The following is a 24,806-nucleotide window of genomic DNA, read 5'->3' as shown; positions in this document are numbered from 1 at the left end:
ACACCCCGCCATTGGCGGGTTTTTTTATGCTCTTTTTCTGCTGGATTAATCTGTGAGACCCATTCAACCCTGTTCAGGTATGGTAGGCTGGATGACATTAACTTTCCTGAGCAGCACCTATGACACCTGCCATTCGTTTGTTAGAAAAGCACGGTATTAAATTCGACCTGTTGGCCTATCAGCATGATCCTGACGCGCCAGCCTACGGGCTCGAAGCGGCCGAGAAACTTAATTTACCGGCAGCGCAGGTATTTAAAACATTAGTCGTCAGTGATGAAAGTAACAGACTGTATGTGGCAATTGTTCCCGTTGCCAAACAACTGAGCATGAAAGCCATGGCTAAGGCAGTTAAGGTTAAGAGGATAACTATGGCTGACAAAGACCTGGTGATGCGAAGCACTGGTTATGTATTGGGAGGGGTGAGCCCTCTGGGGCAAAAGAAACCATTACCAACTGTGCTTGATGACAGTGCCGAATCGTTGCCGACAATCTACGTGAGTGCTGGCCGTCGTGGTCTGGAGGTGGCATTAGTGCCGTCGGATTTATTGCAGCTAACGCGAGCGGTATTTTCGTCAGTCGCCAGTGACAATTAATCGTCACGACTCAAGTAGAAATCATCATCATAGGTGCGTACCAATTCTGGCCGCATTACCGCTAATGAGCTGACGATCGCGCCATTCATAAACCCCTCGGGAAACATGAGTAAAAAGTATAACGAGGCGTTTTCCCAGTTTAGCGTAAACAACGATGGGTCTATCAGTGCGCTTATTGCCAGGCTGCAGCTGGCAACGGCAATGATCGATAGCATGCCGCCACCAAATCCTGCGCCGAGTGTATAAAGAAACAAGTTTTTAATCCGACTCGCAGTAATGAGCTTCAGCAATGCGTGCGTTGAAAGGACGGGGGTGATCACGCCGACAATAAAGTTGATCCCCAAAAACTCGGGTGTGAATCCACCAAGCAGGGTGGCGAATAACAGTGCCAACGCCCCCACAAATAGCGTTAACGATGAACCAAGGATTAACGCACTACTGGTCATCAACAGCGGGTGAAAGATCAAACGACTGTCTAACGTGAAATAAATGTAGCCCCACAGGAAAGTGAGAATAAAAATCGCGCCCAGAAATAAATGCTGCCTTGCGCTTGCTACGATTAACGCCTTCCACGGTGCAGTCCATAGCGCAAAAAGCAGTGCGATGAGAGCAATGGCATTTAACAACCATAAAAGGTTGCCCGCATCGGCAGAGAGAAACAGCATATTGCGTCCCTGAGTGACCTGATAAATAACTGATTACAATTATTTTTTCAGTGGAAGGGCGAAAAAACAACCAGAATCGCTTTTGTGGCGTATGGTTATTACGGATTTTTAAAGTCAATGCAGGAAGTGATAATGAAATTAAAACAGTTAGTTATTGGATTATTCGCACTCTGTAGTCTCAGCGCTAACGCTGTAACAGAGCGAACAGCCAATAATGGCAATCTAGTGATGCAGGATATTCCGGAGATCCCCGCGCAGATCGTGCAGGATCTTAACCGCTACCAAAATGTGCGTTCCGCACCATTTCGGGCGTTTTCAGCTAATGGTGAGGCTATCTACATCAGTACCCGATTTGGGGATGTTGCCCAGTTGCACAAAGTGGTAATGCCTGGCGGAGCGCGCCAACAACTGACCTTTTTTAAAGAGCCGGTGGGAAGTGTTGCTCGACAGCCAGATAGTGAAAATCTGGCGTTTACTATGGATGCTGGTGGCAGCGAGTTCGCACAGATTTTTTTATTAGATCCCAACACGGGAGAGTCGAAAATGCTCAGCGATGGGGAGTCCAGAAATGGCGCCCTTATTTGGAGCAATAGCGGTAAGAAAATGGCGTTTCAATCCACCCGCAGAAACGGCCGTTCCAATGATATTTGGATAATGGAACCAACTAACGCTGCCAATGCGTCGATGGTACTGGAGTCACCTGATGGAAGTTGGTGGGGACCTTCAGATTGGGACAGTAATGACCAGTCTCTATTAGTTCTGCAATATATCAGTGCCGCGGATTCACGAATTTACCGGGTTAACCTGGATGGGGGAGAAAAGGTTTTATTACAGGGCGGTGGTGAGAGCCGCAGCGTCAATATGCCACTGGCGTTTAGCCAGGGAGACAAAGGCTATTTTTTCACGACCAATCAATTTAGTGAATTTAATCAGTTAGCCTATGCAGAGTTTGCGACAGGCAAAGTTACCGTCATCAGTGAAAAAATAAATTGGAACGTGGATGACTTTGCTATTACTGATGATGGTAAACGCGCCGCCTTTTCAGTAAACGAAGAAGGGATGAGTAAAGTTTATCTGCTCAACACCGAAAACCTCACTTTTGAGCCCGTCAGTAATCTCCCGGTAGGATTAGTTGGTGGTATGAGCTTCAGTGATGACAGCAAAAAGTTAGCGTTGACATTAAATACTCCAAAAACGCCCAGTGATACTTATGTCCTTAACCTGAAAGCCAAAGCAACTAAACACGGCGATCTGGTCCGCTGGACGTACAGTGAAGTTGGCGGCCTGAATACCGAACAATTTGTTGAACCGACGCTAATACGTTATCCATCCTTTGATAAGCGCCAAATTCCGGCATTTATCTACAAGCCGCGTAAACCGGGTCGATTACCTGTAATTATCAGTATTCATGGTGGGCCGGAAGGTCAGGCGCGTCCCAACTTTAGTAGCACGATTCAACTGTGGATGGATAAATTGGGTGCAGCGGTGATTACACCGAATGTGCGTGGCTCGGCAGGTTACGGTAAAGAATACATTAATCTTGATAACGGCTTTAATCGCGAAGACTCGGTGAAGGATGTCGGCGCTTTGCTTGATTGGATTGCCGCGCAGCCGGACTTAGATGCAAGCAGAGTGGCAGTGATAGGCGGAAGCTATGGTGGTTACATGGTACTGGCCTCGGCAGTGCATTTCAGCGACAGATTAAAAGCTGCCGTCGATATCGTTGGCATATCCAACTTTGTGACGTTTTTGCAAAATACACAGGACTATCGTCGTGACCTTCGTCGGGTTGAATATGGCGACGAAAGAGATCCTGCGATGTATGAACACCTGCAGAAAATCAGCCCGAGCAATAATGTGGATAAGATTAATGTACCGATGTTCGTCGTCCAGGGCCAAAACGATCCGCGTGTTCCGGTGACTGAAGCGGAGCAAATTGTTGCAGCTCTACGCGCAAATGGTAAACCGGTTTGGTATATGAACGCGCTGAACGAAGGTCATGGTTATCGCAAAAAGGAAAACGCTGATATTTATCAGCAAGCCGTTGTTTTGTTTTTTCAACAACACTTATAAGAAGATGAGCCCCCACCCACTCAGGGGGCTTTCGCATTTCTGAATTTATTAAACCAATTACTGCGGATGATGGTGCCAGTCCCGGTTAGAATATTTGTCGCGTGATGGTTTTAAAGGATGGCCTTTTTGGATTCTGGGCACTCGGCTCATCAAGATTAAAAACAATATGATGATGAGCGGTGGTGCGATAAGTAAATAGCGCCAGTCAGCGGCGCCCAAAAAAACAATAAAACCGCAGATGACACATATGACTAAAGAGCTAATCAAAGTCGTTATTGCTGACATTGTTATGTCCTCAGATGCTGAACAACTAGTCTCTACGCAATAAATATTTGTATAGATCAACAGTAGCCAGGTTGCCGTTATTTAAGACCTCTCGAAGATGTCTTTACCAATAAAAAAGGGCCCTCAGGGCCCTTTTTTATTAAACGAATAATGGCTTAGTGGTTGTGTCCACAGCCACCGTGTCCATGCACGTGGCCATGGGCAATTTCATCGGCGGTGGCGTCACGTACGCCCAGTACTTCCACGTCGAAATTGAGTGTCAGGCCAGATAATGGGTGGTTACCGTCCACCACAACTTCTTCATCGGTAACATCAATTACGATTACGGTTTGCTCTCCGTCATCCGTGCCTGCACGGAATTGCATACCCACTTCGACATCCATGCCATCGAACATAGATTTTGGCACGGCCTGCATCAGATTATCGTTGCGCTCGCCGTAGGCATCTTTTGGCTCGATAGTCACATCCAGCTTGTCGCCTGCCTGTTTACCTTCTAGTGCATCTTCCAGCCCCTGAATCAGGAAACGGGTGCCATGCAGGTAAACCATAGGTTCGCCATCGCGCGAACTGTCAATTTGAGCGCCTTCGGCTGTGCTCACGGTAAAATGCATGGTGACCACGCTGTTTTTGCTAATTTTCATCGTTAGAAAGACCTATTGTTCATCAAGGGAATAAGGTAATGGCTGCACGGTAAAGGTGGCGTCTGGTGTCTCTTTACTTCGCAATACGGCACCCGTTTCGGTGTCATTAGGTAATACGGCCATAATCCAGGTTTCGGCGCCAAGGGTAGCACAGTTCAGGACGCTGCCGCCAACGCGCCAGTTGTCGCCCAATTGTATTTCCAACCCCGCACCAGAGGCTAATTCAACCGCAGTATCCGATTTAAGCAGATAGGCCGCGCGCTTGTTGCGCCCCAGATATTTCGTTCTGGCGACAGTTTCCTGACCCATGTAACAGCCTTTGGTAAAGCTGATGGCATTTAGTGCCTGCATATTGATTTGCTGTGGAACATACTCGGATTGGGTAGTAGCGGTTACTGTGGCAATGCCAGCAAGGATATCTGTCAGCGTCCACAGCACGCCCGGTTGCAGGTTTTCTGCGGTTGACGTTTGTTCGCCAATCCATAAGAAACGCGGTAATTCGCCTTCCAGCCTGACAATCACAGACTGATTGTTAGCTACGACCGCCATGGGTTCTGAGGGAAGGGATATGTCGCCTGTAAGGGCAGGCTTTTCGCCGACCATGCCCATTACTGAAAGTGAATGTTCGGTACTGAACTGAACCTTGGAAAATACCCCATATTTTTTAAGCTCTGCCAACGATTTCTCTGCGGCACTGATATCCATGATGAGCAAAATACTATCTTGCCACGACACTAACAGCATAGTGCTCCACATTTTGCCCTTGGCGTCACAGTGACAGGCGCGCAGGGCTTGCTGATCGCTAAGCCGGTTGAGGTCCTGCGTTAATTGACCCTGCAAGAATGTGATCCTGTCGTCACCACTGACACGAATAACGCTGAGGTTACAATCAGTAACATTGAAGTTTTCGGGAATTTGACTGGCATGTGCGATCATGCTGTGTCCTTAGGCGTTATAAATCGAAAGATTGCTCAGCATATGGGGACAAATTAACAGCCTGCAAGGCTTCTGCTATTATCTGCTGAAATTTTTTTAAGAGTTGTATTAAATGTTTACCGATCAACGCCTGCGACGTTTGAAGTGGGCATGCCGTCGCGGCATGCTTGAACTGGATGTATTGTTTCTTCCGTTTGTTGAAGAAGCGTTTAGTCAATTGGATGATCACCAGCAAGAGGTGTTTGAACGACTACTAACCTGTGATGACCCGGATTTATTTGCCTGGGTGATGGGGCATCAGCAGTGCGATGATCCTGAATTGGCCGCGATGGTGAGTACGATTGTCAACCGGGTCAAAGTTTAGGATTGAGATTAGGCCGTCGCGTCAGGCCAAATGGCTGTTGGGCGTGATGGCGTTGCTGGTAACGTTCGTCATCGCCGGATGGCCGGTGTATTGGCCACAGCAGGTCTGGTTGCAAATCTTTTTGATTCTATTGGCATGGACCGTCACACTCCGTCGCGTCGCCATTAAACAATCGACCCGAGTCGCTATTGTGGATGATAGTGGTCAATGGCTTTGGACGGATAATCAGCAAAATTATCAGTTAACGGCTAACTCCCGTTGTTTGCCTGTGTTACTGTTTATACAACTCCAGGCAAAGATTGGTTTGGAAAAACAGCGATTTTGGATCTTCAGGGATGCGCTGGACGATACGAATTTTCGACGTGTCAGTCGTTTAATCTTACGACTGCAACGATAAGGTCATTATGATCCCGGTTATATGGACAGATAACTTCAGGCCCGGCACAGCGCGTGTAATTCAGCGGGTGCTGAGTAAACGCCCAAGCAGCCAACCTTCGTTGCCCAGGATCGCGGTGTTTGACCAACATATAGCAGTTGATGAACAACAGCTCTCGCGCTACCAGCGACTGGTAGGATTGCCTGCCAGCTCAACATTACCGCCGCTTTTTTTGCAGGTATACAGCTTGCCTATGCAGCTTTTTCTGCTGGGGCATGATGACTTTTCCATGCGTGTATTGGGATTGGTACACCTGTCAAATCAGGTGACCCAATGGCGTGCTATTGCCGCTCACGAAGATCTCCGTGTGATTAATTATCTGACCAATCTGCGCCCACACAAACGCGGCTGGGTATTTGATTTATGCACCGAAGCCTTGAGTGAAGGCGAATTGGTTTGGCGTAGCACAGCAACCAGTTTGTCTCGTGCTGAGCATAACCAGAAGGCTAGTTGGCAGGGGTTGTCATTGCAGTTACACGATCCCGTGCAACAGCCGCTCACCCTTGGTGATGATCTTGGCCGTCGCTATGCCAAAGTATCCGGTGACTACAATCCGATCCATTTGTGGCCTGTTACCGCGCGGTTGTTCGGTTTTAATCGTCAGATTATGCATGGTATGTGGAGTAAGGCGCGTTGCCTGGCGGCGGTGGCGGAGCAACGGGAATTAAGCCGTTTTCATTGTCGGGTCGATTTTAAAAAGCCGGTCAGCTTGCCTGCCAGCGTCAATATCAACTGGCAAGGACAAGAAAATGGTGGACAGTTTAGCCTGACAGGCAGCCAGGAAACCGTCCATTTGTTAGGTGAGATCAGTGATCAGTTACCGGATCCGGTGTCAGTACAGTCGGTCCACTGGGCGCAGATGGCTCAGGAAAGTCCAGATTGTAATGGAGCCCCCGCGATTCCTTTCGAGTAATCGCACAGCGCACAATTAATTCAGCGACCTGCACTAAATTACGTAATTCCAATAAGTTATTGCTAACGCGGAAGTGACTGTAATATTCGTGAATTTCCTGCTGCAAAAGTTCGATCCTGCGTAACGCACGCTCCAAACGTTTGTTAGTACGCACTATCCCTACATAGTCCCACATAAACAATCTAAGCTCATGCCAGTTGTGCTGAATAACGACTTCTTCATCGGAGTTGGTGACCTGAGATTCATCCCATGGGGCGACCTTTTCTTCAGACTCAAACTCATTGAGACGCGAGATGATATGCGCTGCACCAGCATGGGCAAACACGACGCATTCCAGCAAACTATTACTTGCCATGCGATTGGCACCATGCAAGCCGGTATAGGCCACTTCACCTACCGCGTATAAATTTTCCAACGTAGTTTTGGCATTCAGGTCGGTAACAACCCCACCGCAGCTGTAATGCGCAGCGGGTACGACCGGAATAGGCTGACGGGTAATATCGATACCCAACGAGCGACACTTGCGGTAAATCGTTGGAAAATGTTTGACGATAAAGTCGGCCGGCTTGTGCGATATATCCAGGTACATGCAGTCCGCACCGAGGCGTTTCATCTCATAGTCGATTGCACGGGCAACGATGTCCCGTGGTGCCAGTTCAGCCCGCTCATCGAAGGCAGGCATAAAACGACTACCATCCGGGCGTTTCAGCAGTGCACCTTCACCCCGCAGTGCCTCAGTGATCAGAAAGTTTCGTGCTTCCGGGTGGTACAGGCAGGTTGGATGGAACTGATTGAATTCCATATTGGCGACGTCACATCCAGCGCGCCAGGCCATCGCGATGCCATCACCACTGGCGACATCCGGATTCGAGGTATATTGGTACACCTTGCTGGCGCCGCCGGTCGCCAATGCCAAAAAGCGAGCGCGTATGGTTTCAACATGTTCGCGGTTACGATTCCACACATAGGCGCCAACCAAACGCTGGCGCTGCTGCTTACTGCGAATCAGGTCGATGGCATTGTAACGTTCAAAAATATGGATATTCGGATGTGCGCGGACCGCATCTACCAGAGTGGTTTGCACCGCTTTACCAGTGGCATCGGCGGCATGCAAAATCCGCCTGTGACTATGCCCCCCTTCACGGGTCAGATGATAACGGGTTTGACCCTTTGGGCCTTTTTCCTGATCAAACGGCACGCCAAACTGAATCAGCCATTCCATCGCCTGTTTCGCCCGCGAGGCAGTAAACCTTACCGCCGCCTCTTCACACAAACCGGCACCGGCATCCAATGTATCAGCCACATGGGCGTCAATGCTGTCGTCTTCATCAAATACCGCCGCGATTCCACCCTGAGCATAATAGGTGGAACCTTCTGCGATTGGCCCTTTACTGAGCACAATGACCTGACAGTGGTCGGCTAATTGCAAGGCCATACTTAAACCGGCAGCGCCGCTGCCAATAATCAAAACATCACAACGATGTTCAATTGACTGAGTCATAAGGTAAACTGGTCGATAGAAAATGCGAAATACGCGTGAGAATGGCCACAGGATACAAAATCCTGCCGCGTAACAGGATGGTTTTTTAACGGTTAAGTAAAAAAAATTAGCCGAAACATAAAATATTTCGAACTTATTCAAAAAAACGAAGTCTATTCAATGTGCTTGCGGGGCCTAACGCAGTAGAAAAGATGTTCTTAGGGAGAGTCGGCTCTGATGAGCGAGCAATTAACTGACCAGCAGATTGTGGAGAAGGTGCAGGGAGGCGACAAAAATGCCTTCAATCTGTTGGTAAGCAGATATCAACATAAAGTGGCGCATTTGGTTGCCCGTTATGTGAAGAATAGTGGAGATGTGGCAGATGTTACCCAGGAAGCGTTTATAAAAGCGTATCGGGCATTGCCAAATTTCCGGGGAGAAAGTGCGTTCTACACCTGGCTGTATCGAATCGCGGTAAATAGTGCCAAAAATTATTTAGTGGCACAGGGCCGGAAGCCACCTGCTAACGATGTGGAAGCAGATGAGGCTGAGTATTACGATGGCAGCGATGCATTAAAGGAAAATGCCTCACCTGAACGCACCTTAATGTCACAGCAGATGGAAGCGCTGATATTTAGCACCCTGGAAAGTTTACCGGAAGACTTACGCATGGCGTTAACGTTGCGGGAGATTGAAGGGTTAAGTTACGAGGACATTGCCAACGTGATGGAATGTCCGGTTGGAACGGTGCGTTCACGAATTTTTCGTGCACGGGAAGCCATTGATAAAGTGCTGCAGCCTTTGCTGGAGCAATAATGGAACGAGTGAATATGTCGCAACAGAAACATGAACAGTTGTCTGCCTTTATGGATGGTGAGCATGCTGATCAGGATCTGATCAAACAGATCAGTCAGGATGGTGCATTACACGGCAACTGGCAGCGTTACCATTTGGTGCGCGCCACTTTGCGTAATGAGTTACCACCGCAGATTCAGTTGGATATCGCCACATCAGTGGCTGCGGCACTCGAGCATGAACCCGTTATTCTGGCGCCGAACAAATCTCGCTGGCAGCAATTGCCGCTGGTGGGTAATGTGATTCCAATGGTGAAGAATGTTGGACAACTGGCCATTGCTGCATCGGTCGCGGTTGCAGTGGTGTTTGCAGTGCAACAGTATAATCAACCGGTTGAGATTCAACCGGGTAATGATGGTCTCGGCTTTGGTATGGGTGTGCAAGGCGGCATGTCTCCGGTCAGTCTTGAGCAGACGCAGACGGTACCGGTAGCCAACCAATATGAGTTATTGGAGCAACGCCGTCGGATAAACGCTTTGCTTATCGATCATCATCAGCAAATGCGTCTTAAACAATTGCAAATGCAATCTCAGCAAGGCGAAGTGGTAGAGCTTGAACCTGAGCAGGAGACGCCCCAACAATGAAATGGCTGATTGGCGCCCTTTCTTTTTTTTACATATCGGCAGCTTCGGCTGCCGATGTCGACTCTGAAACCGATGCCAGACAATGGTTGGGCAATATGGCGCAGGCCATGCAATCGCTCAATTACGATATGTCATTAGTTATTCTGCAGCCCGGCGGCACCGTGGAGCCCTATCGTTGGCGACATGGCGTTATTGACGGTAAAACCGTAGAGCATTTGAGTATGCTCAACGGGCCTGGTCGGGATGTAGTGCGGGTCGACAATGTCGTGAGTTACTTTGAACCCAACGTACCGGCCTTTTCAATTCATTCAACGTCCATCAACGGCCCTATTTCTGGCACCTTGTTGCGTAATCCCAGCGCGTTAACTGCCAGTTATGATTTTGTGCTGGTCGGACGTAGTCGTGTTGCGGGCCGCGCCACGCAGCAAATCCGCATTATCAGTCGTGATAAAAGCCGCTATGGCTACAGTCTTTGGCTGGATCAGGAAACCTCCTTGCCTTTAAAACTTGATATGCTGGATAGTCAGGGCAAGGTGCTGGAACAAGTACAAATTACCTCGGTTGCGGTGACAGTAAATGCCGAAGAGAGCTTGCAGAATGTAGACGTGGCAAACTTACCTGAAGTTTTGATTGCTAACCCGGCAGCTGCCAATGCCCATCGCTGGTATGCTGGCTGGCTACCTGATGGCATGGAAGAAATTATGCGTGACCGCCATCGTCTGCCCGTCACAGGTGCGCCAGTTGATTATTTGTTGCTCAGTGATGGGCTGATAGATGTCTCTGTATATGTGCAGCCTGTGGGCGATGCCACGACAGGTGAACAGGCATTTCGGGTTGGCAGTGATACCTACTTTTCTACGCAGATTGGTCAGTTAACGGTGACGATTGTCGGTAAGTTACCGCCGCAAACAGCAAACCGTATTGCTCAGTCATTGGTTGTGAAGGTGCCATAGGCATGATGCAGGAAATGGCTGAGGTCGTGGCGGTCGAGGCTGGGCGAATCTGTGTGCAAACTCAGATAAAAACTACCTGTAATGCCTGCCAGGCCAATAGTGATTGTGGCACAGGTGTGGTCGCCAGTGCGTTGGCGCCCAAGATGCAGCAGTTTTGGCTCGAAACCGGGGCGTCTTTAAAAGTAGGCCAGCAGGTAAAGATTGGCATTCCTGAACAGCAGGTCCTGATAGCATCGTTGTTGCTCTATCTGTTGCCATTAATCGTTTTGATCACCAGTGTTCTGCTACTTGAATCGCGCTTAAGCGAAGGCTGGTTAATTTTGGTCAGTGCCGCAATGGCAGCTGGCAGCTATTGGCCGCTGAAAGGTTATTTTTCCCGCCGTGAACGTCAATATCAGCCCATTTTATTGGACGTCTCACTGCCGCAGGTAGAGACGCCGATACGACAAATCTTCGATTAATGCCGACAAGGCGATAACTTTGTGGCACAGAGCATCGCCAAACGCTGCGAAAACCGCTAAAATCACGGCAATTTTTTGCACAATTATTTGTCATATTCCGTCGCACCTTAAATGCCGGAATAACTCAGTAGTAGGTTTATGTCAGACAACACTATCCAACTGGATCACATCCGAAATTTTTCCATTATTGCCCACATTGACCACGGGAAATCGACCCTGTCAGATCGTTTAATTCAAACATGCGGTGGTTTAACCGATCGGGAAATGGCTGCGCAGGTACTGGATTCGATGGATCTGGAGCGTGAGCGAGGCATCACCATTAAAGCGCAGAGCGTAACGCTGAAATACAAAGCCAAAAATGGTGAAACGTACCAGCTGAATTTCATCGATACGCCAGGACACGTGGATTTTACCTACGAGGTATCCCGCTCTCTGGCTGCCTGTGAAGGGGCGTTGTTGGTGGTAGACGCGGGACAGGGCGTGGAAGCGCAGACGCTGGCTAACTGCTACACCGCCATCGATATGGATATGGAAGTGGTACCCATTCTGAATAAGATTGATTTGCCGCAGGCTGAACCTGAGCGCGTGGCGGAAGAAATCGAAGATATCGTCGGGATTGACGCGATCGATGCGGTGCGTTGCAGCGCTAAAACTGGTGTCGGTATTGAAGATGTGCTGGAAGTCATCGTCAACAAAGTACCGCCACCAACAGGAGATCTGGACGCGCCATTACAAGCACTGATTGTGGACTCCTGGTTTGATAACTATCAGGGTGTCGTGTCTTTGGTGCGCGTGGTCAACGGTCAGTTAAAATCAGGCGACAAAATTAAGATCATGTCCAACGGCCAGGTACATCAGGTCGATAAAGTTGGGATCTTTACGCCGAAAATGACCGATACCGGCGTGCTTAAAACTGGTGAAGTAGGCTTTATTATTGCCGGAATTAAAGAAATCCATGGTGCGCCAGTGGGTGACACAATCACGCTGGCGAAAACACCAGCGGATAAAGCATTGCCTGGCTTTAAGAAAGTTAAACCGCAGGTATACGCGGGTATGTTCCCGGTCAGCAGCGATGAGTACGAAGATTTTCGTGATGCCTTAGCCAAGCTAAGTCTGAATGACGCGTCTTTGTTCTATGAGCCAGAAAACTCAACCGCGCTTGGCTTTGGTTTCCGCATCGGCTTCCTGGGGATGCTGCATATGGAGATCATTCAGGAGCGTCTGGAACGGGAATACGACCTGGATCTGATTACCACCGCACCGACGGTAGTGTATGAGGTGGTGACCAGCGACGGTAATACGCAATTGGTTGATAACCCGTCCAAATTACCGCCAGTGAATAACATCGCCGAAATTCGTGAGCCGATTGTTGAAGCCAATATTCTGGTGCCACAGGATTATCTGGGTAATGTGATTACCCTGTGTGTGGAAAAGCGCGGTATGCAAACCGGCATGACTTATCACGGCAAACAAGTGGCAGTAACCTATGAGTTGCCAATGGCGGAAGTGGTGTTGGATTTCTTCGATCGTCTGAAATCGACCAGTCGCGGTTTTGCCTCACTGGATTATAACTTTAAGAAGTTTGTGGCTGCCGACATGGTCCGTCTGGATATTCTGGTTAACGGTGAACGCGTCGATGCGCTGGCAATCATTACCCACCGTGATAATGCGCAGTATCGTGGTCGGGATCTGGTAGAGAAATTACGCGAGCTGATCCCAAGACAGATGTTCGATATCGCGATTCAGGCGGCAATCGGCAATCACATTATCGCCCGAAGCACAGTTAAACAGTTGCGTAAAAACGTAATCGCCAAATGTTATGGTGGTGACGTAAGCCGTAAGAAAAAGCTGTTACAGAAGCAAAAAGAAGGTAAGAAACGGATGAAGCAGGTGGGTAATGTGGAACTGCCACAAGATGCCTTCCTGGCAATATTGAAAGTAGGAAAATAAATGGCAAATTACTTCTCAATTCTGCTGGTAGTGGTCACGCTTGCCAGTGGCCTGATATGGCTGGCAGATAAATATTTATGGGAGCCTAAACGTCGTCTGGCGGTGGAAACGGCTAAAGGCAATGACGGTGTTGGTGAAGAATATCTGGCCAAACTGGCTGCTGAACCGGCAATGGTGGATACCGCCAAACAAATCTTCCCGGTTATCGCGTTTGTGCTGGTGCTGCGTTCATTTTTGTATGAACCGTTTCAAATCCCATCAGGTTCTATGATGCCTACCTTGTTGGTCGGGGATTTTATTCTGGTCGAAAAGTACGCTTATGGGCTGCGTGACCCGGTTACCCGAACCAAATTTTTGGAAACCGGCGAACCAGAGCGCGGTGATATCGTAGTGTTTAAGTATCCGCTCAATCCATCGCAGGACTACATCAAGCGTGTGATTGGCCTGCCCGGTGATACGGTGATTTACAAAAACAAGCAAATTACCGTAAAACCTGCCTGCCGAGAGGTTAACTGTCCGCCAGCACAAACCATGGCATTGACTGCACAGGAAAACAGCGAGTTCCTTGATGGCCCTGTTTGGCTGGAGCAGTTCGGTGAACAGTTAGGTGACGTTGAGCACAATATTCTGCGTAATCCATCGCGCAACGTGACTTATCCATTTCAGCAAAATGCGACCCGTTACAACGAATGGATTGTGCCGCAAGGCGCCTATTTTGTGATGGGCGACAATCGTGATAATAGTATGGACAGTCGATACTGGGGCTTCGTGCCAGAGGAAAATCTGGTCGGTAAAGCGGTGGCGATTTGGATCAGTTTTGAGTTTGATCATGCGCCTGACAGCAGCATGCCCGGCTGGATCCCAACTGGCGTGCGCTTTAATCGCGTAGGTGGCATTCATTGATCGTTCAATATGGTGCCATGACCAAGTTACAGCGAACCCTTGGGCATGAATTTAATAAGTCGCTATTACTCGATCTGGCCCTGACCCATCGCAGTGTCAAAGGTCAGCACAATGAAAGATTAGAGTTTCTTGGTGATGCTGTGCTGGGCATGGTTATCGCAGAAGTACTGTTCAAGCGTTATCCTCAGGAATCCGAAGGCAAACTGACGCGCATGCGTGCGGCGCTGGTGCGGGAAGAAACTCTTGCTCAGGTGGCCAAGCAGTTAACCTTAGGCGAATACATTAAGCTCGGCCCGGGTGAGATGAAAAGCGGTGGACAGCGCCGCGACTCGATTCTGGCTGACGCGGTGGAAGCGATTTTGGGCGCAATTTATCTGGATGCCGGCTTCGATGCTGCCAAAGCGCGCGTGTTGGATTGGCTAAGCAGTCAATTAGACAACATCGATCCCAATGCGCAGGTAAAAGATGCAAAGACTCGTTTGCAGGAATATCTGCAGGGCAGAGCGATGCCGTTGCCTGAATACAATGTGATCGATATTCAGGGTGCGGAACACGCCCAAACCTTTTTCATAGAATGCCGGGTGCCGGGAATAGAGAAGTCCTTTACGGCCAGTGGCAGTAGTCGTCGCAAAGCTGAGCAGGCAGCGGCGAAGCAAGCATTGCAGGAACTCAATAATGCAGGATAACCAGGAGCCAACCCAATATTGTGGGTTAGTGGCGATTGTCGGTCGCCCTAATGTAGGTAAATCTACCCTACTAAATAAGCTGTTAGGGCAGAAAGTCAGTATCACCTCACGTAAACCGCAAACGACCCGTCACCGTATCATGGGGATTGATACCGAAGGTGAGTATCAAACCATTTATGTGGATACACCGGGGTTACACCGTGAAGAAAAGCGCGCGATTAACCGCTATATGAACCGTGCCGCTTCCAGTTCTTTGCAGGATGTGGGATTGGTGTTGTTTGTGGTGGAAGGCACACGTTGGACCGATGACGATGATATGGTGTTAAGCAAATTACAGGACTGTAATTTGCCGGTTTGGCTGTTGGTGAATAAGTCCGACAATGTACGTGATAAAACCAGCATGCTGCCGCACCTGCAAATGCTGGCAGCGAAGTATCCGTTCGAACAAATTATGCCGATTTCGGCAAAGCAAGGTAAGAACATAAAGCAGTTGCGTGAACTTGTGCGCAACAGCTTGCCTGAAGGCGAACACTTTTATCCTGAAGAATATATTACTGACCGCTCGCAACGTTTTATGGCAGCAGAAATTATTCGTGAAAAGCTGATGCGCTTTACGGGCGATGAACTGCCTTATTCGGTCACGGTGGAAATCGAACAGTTCAAAATGACCGAAAACGGCGTGTTTCGCATTAACGGTTTGATCCTGATTGAACGGGATAGCCAGAAGCCGATGATCATTGGTAAAGGTGGTAGCCGCCTGAAAACCATTGGTGCGGAAGCGCGTATGGATATGGAACGCTTATTTGATACCAAAGTATTTCTGGAACTTTGGGTGAAAGTGAAAAGTGGCTGGGCTGACGACGAACGTGCATTGCGTAGCCTTGGGTATGGTGAAGACTGACGGAGCCCCTATGCAGGACTTGGCATCGATTCGACGTGAATATAGTCAGGATAAACTGTCGCGGGATAAGCTGGCAGATGATCCATTTCTGCAATTCGATGCCTGGTTAAAACAGGCTATTGATGCGGGACTGCCAGATCCAACGGCCATGACTGTGGCCACCGTGGATACACAAGGACAGCCATCTCAACGCATTGTGCTGCTTAAGGATGTGTCTGCTGGTGGGTTTGTGTTTTATACCAATACAGGCAGCCGCAAGGCACAGGAATTGGCGCACAACCCGAAAGTCTCTTTGCACTTTCCCTGGCATTTTCTGGAGCGACAGGTCAGCGTGCGCGGCAGCGTAGAAAAGCTCAGTGTGGCTGAGGTGGCGAAATACTTTCTGTCCCGTCCCCGTGAAAGTCAGCTTGCGGCCTGGGCGTCACAACAAAGCCATCCCATTTCGTCCCGCCAGTTATTGCTGGAAAAATTTGCCCAGATAAAACGCAAATTCAATCAAGGTGACGTGCCGTTACCGGATTTTTGGGGTGGGTATCGGGTCATTCCTAGCCATATTGAATTCTGGCAGGGGGGAGAACATCGCCTGCATGACCGTTTCGTGTATAGCCGTCAGGGGCAAGACTGGCAAATTGAACGGTTGATGCCTTGATCGACAGTCATTGTCATCTTGATTTCGACGCGTTTGAGCATGATCGCAATGAGTTGATTGCTCGCTGCCAGCAGGCCGGCATCAGCCGTATTATGTTGCCCGGCACCCATCAGGCCGGTTGGCAGCAACAGTCGACGCTACAGCAAGCACAGCCGATGCTGGATATTAGTTTCGGTTTACATCCGTACTTTATTCGCGATGATTGGCAACAGCAGCTGGATTATCTGCATACATTACTGGGATCCATCCAGCCACAGGCGATAGGCGAAATCGGGCTGGATGCCAGCCTGGCGGTGCCGATGGCATTGCAGCAGCAGATTTTACAAATACAACTGAAGTTAGCGATGTCGTATCAGCTGCCGATCATTCTGCACCACCGAAAAACCCATCATTTGCTTATTCAGGCACTGAAAGAAACGCAGTTTTGCTACGGTGGCGTGGTGCATGGGTTTTCTGGCAGCCTGCAACAGGCACAGGAATATTTACGTTATGGTATTCGGCTTGGAATTGGCGGCACCATTACTTATCCTCGCGCGCAAAAGACTATCGCAACCCTAAAAGCACTACCAGACGATAGCTTTATGCTGGAAACCGATGCACCCGATATGCCGCTAATGGGCGCACAAGGGCAGCGAAACACGCCATTGCAGGTACTGAAGGTAGCAAACGCTGTCGCACACATCCGTGGGCAAAGCGTCGATGAGATTGACCAATTAACGACGGCCAATTATTTGGCGACGTTTGGCTTATCCCGATAACGCCATTTGTAGAAGCCGCGGGTAGCCATAACGCCCACCAACAGTGATAACACCATCAACATTCCAGCCTGAAATAAAATCTCGTGCTGATACGCCTGATAGTGTTGCAGCACACGGTCGCGCCACAGCAGTACACGCAAAAACCCGAGAATTTTATCGTCCTGCTGGATTTCCTGCACATACACCAGTAATTCCGGCTCTTGTTCCGGGGCAAACAGGGTAACCAGTGAGCTTTGCTCGTCACTACTGAGCAGCAGTTCGCCGTTATCGCGGTACAGGGAAACTGAATGTACGTGTTCATCCTCTTCGAGAATGTGCAGTTGTAACTTAACTGCCTCTAACTCATTGGTACTGAGGTGGCCGGCCAGCAAGCGCGCATTTTGCGCACTGATCATATAACCGAGTTGATTTGCCTGACGTTGCAGTTGCTGTTCATCCTGAATCAGGTTGTTTAACCATAAATACAGGGCAATAAAGCCCCCCGCCAACGCCACCAGAAAATTGAGCAGGCGTTTGATAATGGATGCGCCACTGGGCGCGACATAATGGTCGGAATGGATTCTGTTCATCGCCGTTACGATAGGGCAAATCGCTTGAATTTCAAAGCCTTTGTCAGCATTATCGGCATCTTTACTTGCAGGGGTGAGCATGGCCAGTTATTCAGTTTCCGCGTTGCATTGGCAAAGTGCCGGTTATTTTCTCAGTCAGTTTGATGCCACACGCACCTACCAATTTTGCGCTGAGCGCGAAATCACTGCGTTACGTTGTGAGAAGCAGACGATACGCTTAGTGATTGCTGCTCCCGCTTTGTCACTGGACAAACTGTACAAAGTGCTGGTCGGGCTTGGCCTTGAGGCAAGCCGCTGTGTATGGCATCCCTCCGCGTTTAATGCTCAAACCCAAACTCAGGCAGCGATTGTTTACCTGCCGCAAGACATTAATTTAGACAAATCAACAGTCACACAGACCGCGCAGGCCCATCGCGCAGAAATAGCGCTATTGTCACAGGGACCACGTATTACACAGCCCGGCCTGCTGGTAATGGATATGGACAGCACGATGATTGCGTGTGAGTGCATTGATGATATCGCAGCATTGGCCGGGGTAGGTCCTCAGGTCAGTGAAGTGACGGAATTAGCCATGCAGGGCAAGTTGGATTTCGCCCAGAGCCTGCGTCAACGGGTGGCCTGTTTGCAAGGCGCTCCGCAATCTATTCTGGAGACGGTAAGAGATGCTTTGCCAATTATGCCTGGCATGATGGTGCTGCTGAACAGTCTCAAGCAGGCTAACTGGAAAGTAGCATTGGCCTCAGGAGGCTTTACCTACTTTGCTGATCATTTACGTGAACGTCTAGAACTGGACGCGGCCGAGGCCAACGTATTGGGCATTGAGAATGGCAAATTAACCGGTGAAGTCATAGGCCGCATTGTCGATGCCAATGTAAAAGCGCACACGGTGTCGTCACTGGCCGCGCAGTTCTCATTACCCATGACGCAGACGGTTGCCATGGGCGATGGTGCTAATGATCTGACTATGATGGGCGTTGCCGGGCTCGGTGTTGCGTTTCACGCCAAGCCAGTGGTGCAGGAAAAAGCGGCGGCTTCGATTCGATTCAACAGCCTCGATACGCTGCTGCACTACTTAGTCTGACGAACTCAGGCGCGCAAGCGCCTGATGGTTGGCGGCCAAATGCTGTTGATTAAAGCCATAGCGCAGCATGGCTTCGTCACTGACATCAATTAAATCGCCGACTCCACTGATATTCCATAACTGATCTTCCAGTGCCTTGGCTTTGTGCAGGGCATACACGCCCAGATATTGCATCTCGGTTTTTATCATATCCGTGTCGGGTTTACCGGTACGCGCCAGAAACACTTTAATTGCATAAAAGCATCCCTTATCCATTGCTGTGGAGATAAAATCGCGCCGCGCCTGATCTGAACCAAATTCCTCACTGAAACGGCAGGTAATCGCGTCTGATACCTTATCCGCGTTGGGGTTAAACCCCACGAAGGCCTCTTTCATCACAGGTCGTGTATTGGTTTTTAATTTGCTTAATGTGGCTTGCAGGAAATCCTGCGACTTGCCTGCATACAGAAAATACAGATTAAGCTGACCCGCGCTTGCGCCAAAACTAAGTAGCGGATACAGTGAATGCTTGGGGGTGATATCCAAAATGGCGTCAGGCCTGAACTGCAAGCCTGTTTTGCTGACAAAAAACGGCACATTGGGGATATGCGCAGAGTAAACGTTACGCAGGGCTTCACCCAAGCCTGGTAACATGTCGTCATCCTGATAGGTTTTCAGTAACTGACGGTTTTTCTGGATCACGCGCCCGAACAATGATTCGGCACTGTGGGTATCGTGCGCATGCAGAATGTGCAGATTAAGCACGCTGCGATCCGGGCTGATATTGCGCACTGAGTAATACAGTCCCTTCAACGGCAATTTTGAATTGGCCTCTTGCAGACGCGGGAAACTGACCTGCACTTCTTCATACAAATTGCCATTAAATGGCTGATTCAGCTGAACTTTTATACCTTGTAATGACACATCTTCGGTTACGCCATGCAGGGTTAAATAAGGCGTATCCAGCACAATTTCAGTACGTAACTGATAGCGGTCAAAAATCCGCATATTGGCATATTTAAAGCGGTGCAGACTGAGTGTGTTGTTACTCACAGGGTTATGTATAAAGGGCTGCAACGCGGACAATTTCTGCCTGTCTAATTTAAAACGCAGAAATGGGCGGGTATTCCATTGGTCGGTAATGTTCGTCAGCAACGCCATCTGCCCGATTTCATGTAATTTACCCTGCAAGCGCGGCGCTGGGGGCTTATCACGCAGACGAGGATTGTCTAATGCATCATCCGGAATGCTACTGGGCGCAAAACTATGGTCGGCATTGATGGCGCATAGTTGCAGCTTGTATACACGCCAACTGGCTTTGCGTGCGCCATAACCGCGGAATAAATTGGCCAGTAACGGTTGGGTTTTGAGTTCATCCCAGCTGGCAGAGTAATACCAGCTTTGCTCATCTTTATGATGAACGAAGCTAAACAGGTAGGTTTCGGTCAGATTGTTGTCCAGTAAATACTGAATGCGGGCCTGGCGTAATAACTGATGCAGCTGCAGTTGACCGTTATGATCCATCCAGTAATAAATACTTTCCTTGTTGCAGTCGTTGGTCAATACATAGCGTGGAATGTAGCGACCGTCCTGCTCGGCTAAAAATACCGGCACCGAGCTGACATGGGGGATGTAGTACTGCTCGTAGCCTTTGGCACGGATTGCCTCGATGGTGTTATCCAGATTCAGCTTATAACGGCGCTTATTACCGTGGATAAAATTATTTAAAAATCCGTCGAAGCTGGGCGTCTTACGCGAGTGGGTACGCTTCAGGGCCAGACGTTGTTCCGTTTCGCGGTTTTCTACCTGAATCACCTCATAGGGGATCCCTTCACGCTTATCCATACTGTGATCGCCCGGCAGGCCGAGAAACTTGATAATTAGTCGCTCACCGCTTCGATAAGGCAGTTTGCGTTTTACTTTAATGCGCAAGCCCTGTACGGAAATATCCAGCGTGGTGCCTTTGCTTTTATCGTTGTATTCATTGAATATTTCGATGGCCACGGCGAAGTTCATGCGCTCTTCGCTGCGTTTTAGTAACTCAGCAAAGCGTATTTTGCGGGCAGGAAAATTGTCATCTGATGTTAGCGCGTCACCACTTGCCTGACTGGCTTGCTGGGCGCGTTGTTGAATTACACGGAAATTATTTTCGGTGTTGGTTACCGCTTCATACACGCCAATGGTGTAGCGGCCAAACGAGCGGGTCTGACGTTCAAACACATCAATCGCCACGTCATCCAGATAATGTACCAAACCATCATATTCATAACTACTGCAACGACCATCGACCAAGCCGCGCAAGTCGATGACCTTGCGACAGGGTTTAGCCAGCCGCTTTAACTCCAGCTTGAGCAGGAATCGTTTGGCAGCGGGCACCGATGTGGCGACGCTGGACAGGGTCTGATTAAAATCAGGTTGTCCAACCACAGGTTTTAACTGCTCAATAATGTCCTGAAATTGCTCGAAATCCTGCATGGCGATATGAAGTCTGACTCAATCCGATTTGTCTTAATAGCATGTTAAACGGTTATCGGCAGGAATGGCGATTTCCTCGTGAATTTAGTTACAATCACATCATCTCCAAACAGGAACAAGATTGTGGCAAAACGAAAAAGCGCATTTGTATGTAGTGATTGTGGTAGCGACTACCCGCGCTGGCAGGGACAATGTAACGATTGTGGGGCCTGGAATACCATTAGTGAAATTTTGCTTGGTAATCCGGTGAAATCCAGCGCAAGACAGGGGTATGCCGGGCAGGTGAGTGCACAAGTGCAGACCCTGGAAAGTATCGACTTACAGGCGTTGCCGCGTTTTAGTTCCGGGTTTAAAGAGCTGGACAGAGTACTGGGAGGCGGTATTGTCCCCGGCTCTGCCATGTTAATTGGTGGCTCGCCGGGCGCGGGAAAATCCACCCTGCTGCTACAAACCATGTGTCATTTGGCGGGTAATAGTAAAGCCTTATATGTTACTGGTGAAGAATCCCTGCAACAGGTCGCGATGCGCGCTCATCGTCTTGGCTTGCCGGGTGATCAACTGCAGTTATTAGCCGAAACCAGCATCGAAACCATTTGCGATGTGGCCTTGCAAATTAAACCGCAGATTATGGTGATTGACTCGATTCAGGTCATGCATGTGGCCGATGTGCAATCCGCGCCAGGCAGTGTTTCGCAGGTTCGTGAAAGCGCCGCATGGTTGACCCGTTTTGCCAAGGAACATCACATCGCAGTGTTTATTGTCGGCCATGTGACCAAAGAGGGCAGTCTGGCCGGGCCCAAGGTATTGGAACACTGTATTGACTGCTCAATGATGCTGGAAGGTGACAGTGACAGCCGCTATCGCACGCTGCGCACCCACAAAAATCGCTTTGGTGCGGTGAACGAGTTAGGGGTGTTTGCCATGACGGGTAAGGGTCTCAAAGAGGTGTCCAATCCTTCGGCGATCTTTTTGAGCCGTGGTGAAGAGCAGGCACCTGGTTCTGTGGTGTTGGTGGTATGGGAAGGCACACGTCCGCTGCTGGTAGAGCTTCAGGCGCTGGTGGATTACTCGCAATTGAACAATCCACGGCGCATTGCGGTGGGACTGGAGCAAAACCGCTTGGCCATGTTGCTGGCCGTGTTACATCGTCATGGTCAGTTACAAATGAATGATCAGGACGTATTCGCCAACGTAGTGGGTGGCGTACGCGTGGCAGAAACCGCGGCAGATTTAGCGCTGTTGCTGGCTATGGTCTCCAGTTTCCGCAATCAGGCACTGGCGCGTGATTTGATCGTGTTTGGCGAAGTGGGTTTGGCGGGTGAAATCCGCCCGGTGCCCAATGGTGCGGAGCGATTGGCTGAGGCGGCTAAACACGGATTCAAAAAGGCGATTGTGCCGTCGGCCAATATGCCGAAACAGCCGATTGCAGGTATGCAGGTTATTGGTGTAAAGAAACTCGCGGACGCACTGGACGCACTGTAAGTTAGTGGTGGTGCTCTAACAGTGCGGTCAGATCACGATTGAGCAATTCGTCGTCTGCCAGATTGACTTCCAGCAGGCGACGCAAATTACTGATGCTGTCGATATCCATACTATGAAACTCCAGCCCCATGCGGCCGTGCTCGGCGTGCTGGATTTTTGCCTCAACCTGAATAATTTCTTCCGTGCTGGACAGCGGAATGGTGAGTTGCACATTGATGCCAGGCTCCACCTCAAACAGTTTTGGCTGGGTTATCAATGCGCCATGCAGAGAGATATCTTTAAGGTCAACGGAAAAGACAAGGCCTCCCACCTTTAATTCGACCGTGGCGGTAAACAATACCCGGTGAAAGTGTCGCTTGTCTGACATAACTGACCTCTATTTGCTGATGCGTTTGTACTTAAGTCTGTGTGGCTCTACCACGTCCTGACCAAAGTTTTCCTTCAACCACACTTCATAATCACTGTAGTTACCTTCATAGAAGTTAACTTTACCCTCATCGCGATAATCCAGAATATGGGTCGCAACCCGGTCAAGGAACCAACGGTCGTGTGAAATCACCATAGCACATCCCGGGAATTCCAACAGGGCATTTTCCAGTGCGCGCAGGGTTTCTACGTCCAAATCATTGGTCGGTTCGTCGAGCAGCAACACGTTACCGCCAGTTTTCAGTAGCTTGGCCAAATGCACCCGGTTGCGTTCACCACCGGATAAATCTTTAATGAATTTCTGTTGGTCATTGCCACGGAAGTTAAAGCGGCTGACGTAAGCGCGGCTGTTGACTTCATAATTGCCGATGCGGATCAAATCCTGACCATCAGACACTTCTTGCCATACCGTATTTTCGCCTTTCATATCATCGCGGAACTGATCGACGCTGGCCAACTGCACGGTTTTACCAATTTTGATTTCACCACTGTCGGCTTGTTCCTGACCGCTGAGCATTCGGAACAAGGTAGATTTACCCGCTCCGTTAGGGCCGATGATGCCAACAATCGCGCCTTTCGGCATACGGAAGTTCATATCATCTATCAGAACTCTGTCACCATAGGTCTTACGCAGATTAACCACTTCGATAACATCGTCACCGAGGCGTTCACCGGTCGGGATATACAGTTCATTGGTTTCGTTACGGCGCTGGTAATCGGAGCTGTTAAGCTCTTCGAAGCGGGCCATCCGCGCTTTGCTCTTGGCCTGGCGGCCTTTAGGATTAGTGCGGACCCATTCCAGTTCCTGTTTGATGGATTTCTGGCGTGCTGTTTCTGTACGTTCTTCCTGTTCAAGACGTTTGTCTTTTTGCTCCAGCCAGCTGGAGTAGTTGCCTTCCCACGGAATACCGTGTCCACGGTCAAGCTCAAGTATCCAGCCCGCGACGTTATCGAGGAAATAACGGTCGTGGGTAATCGCGACTACAGTACCTTCGTAGTCGTGCAGGAATCGCTCTAACCAGGCAACGGATTCCGCATCCAGGTGGTTGGTCGGTTCATCCAGCAATAACATCTCTGGTTTTTCCAGCAGAAGTTTGCACAGCGCCACACGGCGACGCTCACCACCAGATAATTTATTTACATCTGCATCCCAAGGCGGAAGGCGCAGGGCATCTGCAGCGCGTTCCAGAGCATGCTCCAGGTTGTGCCCGTCTTTACTCTGAATGATGGCTTCTAACTGGCCTTGTTCTTTAGCCAGTGCGTCGAAGTCGGCATCAGGATCGGCATAGGCGGCGTACACTTCATCGAGACGCTTGAGTGCGTGCACCACATCTTCCACGGCTTCTTCGATATTGCCGCGTACGTCCTTTTCCATGTTCAGCTTCGGCTCCTGCGGCAGGTAGCCAATCTTGATGCCAGGCTGAGGACGCGCTTCCCCTTCGATGTCGGTATCGATACCGGCCATGATCCGCAATAAGGTGGATTTACCGGCGCCGTTTAGGCCCAACACACCAATTTTTGCACCCGGGAAAAAACACAGGGAGATATTTTTCAAAATTTCTTTGCGCGGCGGCACCACTTTGCCCACGCGCGACATGGTATACACGTATTGAGACATGATTGTCCTTTGCTGAGGTTGTCTGTAACGGAATAAGACGTTGAGTGCAGCTAGTTTAGCATTCTGTGCATGCCGATAGCAGTGTCGGAA

General features: G+C 49.5%; 25 protein-coding genes. 17 read left to right on the top strand and 8 right to left on the bottom strand.

Features of this window, described 5'->3' with window-relative positions:
* Positions 1-119 precede the first annotated feature (119 nt).
* Positions 120-593, top strand: coding sequence for a Cys-tRNA(Pro) deacylase (gene ybaK, locus TK45_RS04350; RefSeq protein WP_131257398.1), 474 nt, complete (start codon positions 120-122; stop codon positions 591-593).
* On the opposite strand, the gene TK45_RS04345 is transcribed toward ybaK, so the two are convergent.
* On the bottom strand, positions 590-1,258 hold the full coding sequence (locus tag TK45_RS04345; RefSeq protein ID WP_131257397.1) for an energy-coupling factor ABC transporter permease: 669 nt from the start codon (positions 1,256-1,258) through the stop codon (positions 590-592). The two genes, ybaK and TK45_RS04345, sit on opposite strands and share 4 nt — an antisense overlap.
* 132 nt (positions 1,259-1,390) lie before the next feature.
* Between TK45_RS04345 and TK45_RS04340 the strand changes: the two genes are divergently transcribed.
* Complete coding sequence (locus tag TK45_RS04340; RefSeq protein ID WP_131257396.1) at positions 1,391-3,331, top strand: S9 family peptidase; 1,941 nt, start codon at positions 1,391-1,393, stop codon at positions 3,329-3,331.
* Between the two features lie 440 nt (positions 3,332-3,771).
* Here TK45_RS04340 and TK45_RS04335 read toward each other — a convergent pair whose 3' ends face one another.
* Together TK45_RS04335 and ygfZ are read right to left on the bottom strand one after the other, a co-directional pair.
* The gene (locus TK45_RS04335; protein ID WP_131257395.1) at positions 3,772-4,257 is read right to left on the bottom strand and encodes a peptidylprolyl isomerase; all 486 of its coding nucleotides are present in this window, start codon (positions 4,255-4,257) and stop codon (positions 3,772-3,774) included.
* 12 nt (positions 4,258-4,269) lie between these two features.
* A complete protein-coding gene (ygfZ, locus tag TK45_RS04330; protein ID WP_131257394.1) occupies positions 4,270-5,193 on the bottom strand; it encodes a tRNA-modifying protein YgfZ in 924 nt (307 codons plus the stop codon).
* A 112-nt stretch (positions 5,194-5,305) separates the two neighbouring features.
* On the opposite strand from ygfZ, the gene TK45_RS04325 reads away from it, so the two are divergent.
* Genes TK45_RS04325 through TK45_RS04315 form a run of 3 tightly spaced genes read left to right on the top strand, consistent with a single transcriptional unit; the run spans position 5,306 to position 6,906 of the window.
* Positions 5,306-5,557 (top strand): succinate dehydrogenase assembly factor 2, encoded by a 252-nt coding sequence (locus TK45_RS04325; protein ID WP_131257393.1) that lies wholly within the window; start codon positions 5,306-5,308, stop codon positions 5,555-5,557.
* Complete coding sequence (locus TK45_RS04320; RefSeq protein WP_131257392.1) at positions 5,535-5,954, top strand: protein YgfX; 420 nt, start codon at positions 5,535-5,537, stop codon at positions 5,952-5,954. The genes TK45_RS04325 and TK45_RS04320 overlap by 23 nt, the downstream gene beginning before the upstream one ends.
* A gap of 7 nt (positions 5,955-5,961) precedes the next feature.
* Positions 5,962-6,906, top strand: coding sequence for a MaoC/PaaZ C-terminal domain-containing protein (locus TK45_RS04315; protein WP_131257391.1), 945 nt, complete (start codon positions 5,962-5,964; stop codon positions 6,904-6,906).
* On the opposite strand, the gene nadB is transcribed toward TK45_RS04315, so the two are convergent.
* Positions 6,800-8,407 (bottom strand): L-aspartate oxidase, encoded by a 1,608-nt coding sequence (gene nadB, locus TK45_RS04310; protein WP_131257390.1) that lies wholly within the window; start codon positions 8,405-8,407, stop codon positions 6,800-6,802. The genes TK45_RS04315 and nadB overlap by 107 nt on opposite strands.
* A gap of 216 nt (positions 8,408-8,623) precedes the next feature.
* On the opposite strand from nadB, the gene rpoE reads away from it, so the two are divergent.
* The 10 genes from rpoE to TK45_RS04260 all read left to right on the top strand — a co-directional run bounded on the left by rpoE (position 8,624) and on the right by TK45_RS04260 (position 17,086).
* A complete protein-coding gene (gene rpoE, locus TK45_RS04305) occupies positions 8,624-9,202 on the top strand; it encodes an RNA polymerase sigma factor RpoE (RefSeq protein ID WP_131257389.1) in 579 nt (192 codons plus the stop codon).
* Positions 9,202-9,825: an RseA family anti-sigma factor gene (locus TK45_RS04300; protein ID WP_254426537.1), complete on the top strand. Its 624-nt coding sequence runs from the start codon at positions 9,202-9,204 to the stop codon at positions 9,823-9,825. Before rpoE ends, TK45_RS04300 begins: the two co-directional genes overlap by 1 nt.
* Entirely contained in the window at positions 9,822-10,778 is a 957-nt protein-coding gene (locus tag TK45_RS04295) for a MucB/RseB C-terminal domain-containing protein (RefSeq protein ID WP_131257388.1), read from the top strand. The genes TK45_RS04300 and TK45_RS04295 overlap by 4 nt, the downstream gene beginning before the upstream one ends.
* 2 nt (positions 10,779-10,780) lie before the next feature.
* On the top strand, positions 10,781-11,239 hold the full coding sequence (locus tag TK45_RS04290) for a SoxR reducing system RseC family protein (protein ID WP_131257387.1): 459 nt from the start codon (positions 10,781-10,783) through the stop codon (positions 11,237-11,239).
* Between the two features lie 159 nt (positions 11,240-11,398).
* Entirely contained in the window at positions 11,399-13,189 is a 1,791-nt protein-coding gene (gene lepA, locus TK45_RS04285) for a translation elongation factor 4 (protein ID WP_305764516.1), read from the top strand.
* On the top strand, positions 13,190-14,092 hold the full coding sequence (lepB, locus tag TK45_RS04280) for a signal peptidase I (protein ID WP_131257386.1): 903 nt from the start codon (positions 13,190-13,192) through the stop codon (positions 14,090-14,092). It begins immediately after the preceding gene.
* A gap of 17 nt (positions 14,093-14,109) precedes the next feature.
* On the top strand, positions 14,110-14,778 hold the full coding sequence (gene rnc, locus TK45_RS04275; protein WP_131257416.1) for a ribonuclease III: 669 nt from the start codon (positions 14,110-14,112) through the stop codon (positions 14,776-14,778).
* Positions 14,768-15,679: a GTPase Era gene (era, locus tag TK45_RS04270; protein WP_131257385.1), complete on the top strand. Its 912-nt coding sequence runs from the start codon at positions 14,768-14,770 to the stop codon at positions 15,677-15,679. The genes rnc and era overlap by 11 nt, the downstream gene beginning before the upstream one ends.
* Positions 15,680-15,689: 10 nt before the next feature.
* A complete protein-coding gene (pdxH, locus tag TK45_RS04265; RefSeq protein WP_131257384.1) occupies positions 15,690-16,328 on the top strand; it encodes a pyridoxamine 5'-phosphate oxidase in 639 nt (212 codons plus the stop codon).
* Complete coding sequence (locus TK45_RS04260) at positions 16,325-17,086, top strand: TatD family hydrolase (protein WP_131257383.1); 762 nt, start codon at positions 16,325-16,327, stop codon at positions 17,084-17,086. Before pdxH ends, TK45_RS04260 begins: the two co-directional genes overlap by 4 nt.
* On the opposite strand, the gene TK45_RS04255 is transcribed toward TK45_RS04260, so the two are convergent.
* Positions 17,056-17,736, bottom strand: coding sequence for an AhpA/YtjB family protein (locus TK45_RS04255; protein WP_131257382.1), 681 nt, complete (start codon positions 17,734-17,736; stop codon positions 17,056-17,058). The two genes, TK45_RS04260 and TK45_RS04255, sit on opposite strands and share 31 nt — an antisense overlap.
* On the opposite strand from TK45_RS04255, the gene serB reads away from it, so the two are divergent.
* The gene (serB, locus tag TK45_RS04250; protein ID WP_131257381.1) at positions 17,735-18,736 is read left to right on the top strand and encodes a phosphoserine phosphatase SerB; all 1,002 of its coding nucleotides are present in this window, start codon (positions 17,735-17,737) and stop codon (positions 18,734-18,736) included. The two genes, TK45_RS04255 and serB, sit on opposite strands and share 2 nt — an antisense overlap.
* Here the strand turns inward: serB and TK45_RS04245 are convergent.
* Positions 18,728-21,190 carry a PilZ domain-containing protein gene (locus tag TK45_RS04245; RefSeq protein ID WP_131257380.1) on the bottom strand — a complete coding sequence of 821 codons (2,463 nt, stop codon included), beginning with the start codon at positions 21,188-21,190 and terminating at the stop codon, positions 18,728-18,730. The two genes, serB and TK45_RS04245, sit on opposite strands and share 9 nt — an antisense overlap.
* Before the next feature lie 123 nt (positions 21,191-21,313).
* Here TK45_RS04245 and radA point away from each other — a divergent pair, with 123 nt between their 5' ends.
* Complete coding sequence (gene radA / locus TK45_RS04240) at positions 21,314-22,672, top strand: DNA repair protein RadA (protein ID WP_131257379.1); 1,359 nt, start codon at positions 21,314-21,316, stop codon at positions 22,670-22,672.
* Position 22,673: 1 nt separating this feature from the next.
* Here the strand turns inward: radA and TK45_RS04235 are convergent, their stop codons facing one another.
* Positions 22,674-23,039, bottom strand: a complete 366-nt coding sequence (locus tag TK45_RS04235; protein WP_131257378.1) for a PilZ domain-containing protein — start codon at positions 23,037-23,039, stop codon at positions 22,674-22,676.
* 9 nt (positions 23,040-23,048) lie between these two features.
* Positions 23,049-24,716 (bottom strand): energy-dependent translational throttle protein EttA, encoded by a 1,668-nt coding sequence (ettA, locus tag TK45_RS04230; RefSeq protein ID WP_131257377.1) that lies wholly within the window; start codon positions 24,714-24,716, stop codon positions 23,049-23,051.
* Positions 24,717-24,806 lie beyond the last annotated feature (90 nt).

The organism is Bowmanella sp. JS7-9 (assembly GCF_004329715.1).
In the GTDB taxonomy this organism is placed as follows: domain Bacteria; phylum Pseudomonadota; class Gammaproteobacteria; order Enterobacterales; family Alteromonadaceae; genus Pseudobowmanella; species Pseudobowmanella zhangzhouensis.
The sequence above is the reverse complement of the archived record's forward strand: the minus strand, read 5'-3'. Positions and strand labels throughout refer to the sequence as shown.

What these genes read in the sequence shown, in the direction of transcription:
- TK45_RS04295 (WP_131257388.1), top strand. Translation starts at nt 9,822, where the DNA reads ATGAAATGGCTGATTGGCGCCCTTTCTTTTTTTTACATATCGGCAGCT.
- TK45_RS04315 (WP_131257391.1), top strand. Translation starts at nt 5,962, where the DNA reads ATGATCCCGGTTATATGGACAGATAACTTCAGGCCCGGCACAGCGCGT.
- lepB (WP_131257386.1), top strand. Translation starts at nt 13,190, where the DNA reads ATGGCAAATTACTTCTCAATTCTGCTGGTAGTGGTCACGCTTGCCAGT.
- TK45_RS04245 (WP_131257380.1), bottom strand. Translation starts at nt 21,190, where the DNA reads ATGCAGGATTTCGAGCAATTTCAGGACATTATTGAGCAGTTAAAACCT.
- rpoE (WP_131257389.1), top strand. Translation starts at nt 8,624, where the DNA reads ATGAGCGAGCAATTAACTGACCAGCAGATTGTGGAGAAGGTGCAGGGA.
- TK45_RS04235 (WP_131257378.1), bottom strand. Translation starts at nt 23,039, where the DNA reads ATGTCAGACAAGCGACACTTTCACCGGGTATTGTTTACCGCCACGGTC.
- TK45_RS04255 (WP_131257382.1), bottom strand. Translation starts at nt 17,736, where the DNA reads ATGCTCACCCCTGCAAGTAAAGATGCCGATAATGCTGACAAAGGCTTT.
- TK45_RS04290 (WP_131257387.1), top strand. Translation starts at nt 10,781, where the DNA reads ATGATGCAGGAAATGGCTGAGGTCGTGGCGGTCGAGGCTGGGCGAATC.
- pdxH (WP_131257384.1), top strand. Translation starts at nt 15,690, where the DNA reads ATGCAGGACTTGGCATCGATTCGACGTGAATATAGTCAGGATAAACTG.
- TK45_RS04340 (WP_131257396.1), top strand. Translation starts at nt 1,391, where the DNA reads ATGAAATTAAAACAGTTAGTTATTGGATTATTCGCACTCTGTAGTCTC.
- era (WP_131257385.1), top strand. Translation starts at nt 14,768, where the DNA reads ATGCAGGATAACCAGGAGCCAACCCAATATTGTGGGTTAGTGGCGATT.
- TK45_RS04300 (WP_254426537.1), top strand. Translation starts at nt 9,202, where the DNA reads ATGGAACGAGTGAATATGTCGCAACAGAAACATGAACAGTTGTCTGCC.
- TK45_RS04325 (WP_131257393.1), top strand. Translation starts at nt 5,306, where the DNA reads ATGTTTACCGATCAACGCCTGCGACGTTTGAAGTGGGCATGCCGTCGC.
- serB (WP_131257381.1), top strand. Translation starts at nt 17,735, where the DNA reads ATGGCCAGTTATTCAGTTTCCGCGTTGCATTGGCAAAGTGCCGGTTAT.
- ygfZ (WP_131257394.1), bottom strand. Translation starts at nt 5,193, where the DNA reads ATGATCGCACATGCCAGTCAAATTCCCGAAAACTTCAATGTTACTGAT.
- ettA (WP_131257377.1), bottom strand. Translation starts at nt 24,716, where the DNA reads ATGTCTCAATACGTGTATACCATGTCGCGCGTGGGCAAAGTGGTGCCG.
- ybaK (WP_131257398.1), top strand. Translation starts at nt 120, where the DNA reads ATGACACCTGCCATTCGTTTGTTAGAAAAGCACGGTATTAAATTCGAC.
- rnc (WP_131257416.1), top strand. Translation starts at nt 14,110, where the DNA reads ATGACCAAGTTACAGCGAACCCTTGGGCATGAATTTAATAAGTCGCTA.
- nadB (WP_131257390.1), bottom strand. Translation starts at nt 8,407, where the DNA reads ATGACTCAGTCAATTGAACATCGTTGTGATGTTTTGATTATTGGCAGC.
- TK45_RS04345 (WP_131257397.1), bottom strand. Translation starts at nt 1,258, where the DNA reads ATGCTGTTTCTCTCTGCCGATGCGGGCAACCTTTTATGGTTGTTAAAT.
- TK45_RS04335 (WP_131257395.1), bottom strand. Translation starts at nt 4,257, where the DNA reads ATGAAAATTAGCAAAAACAGCGTGGTCACCATGCATTTTACCGTGAGC.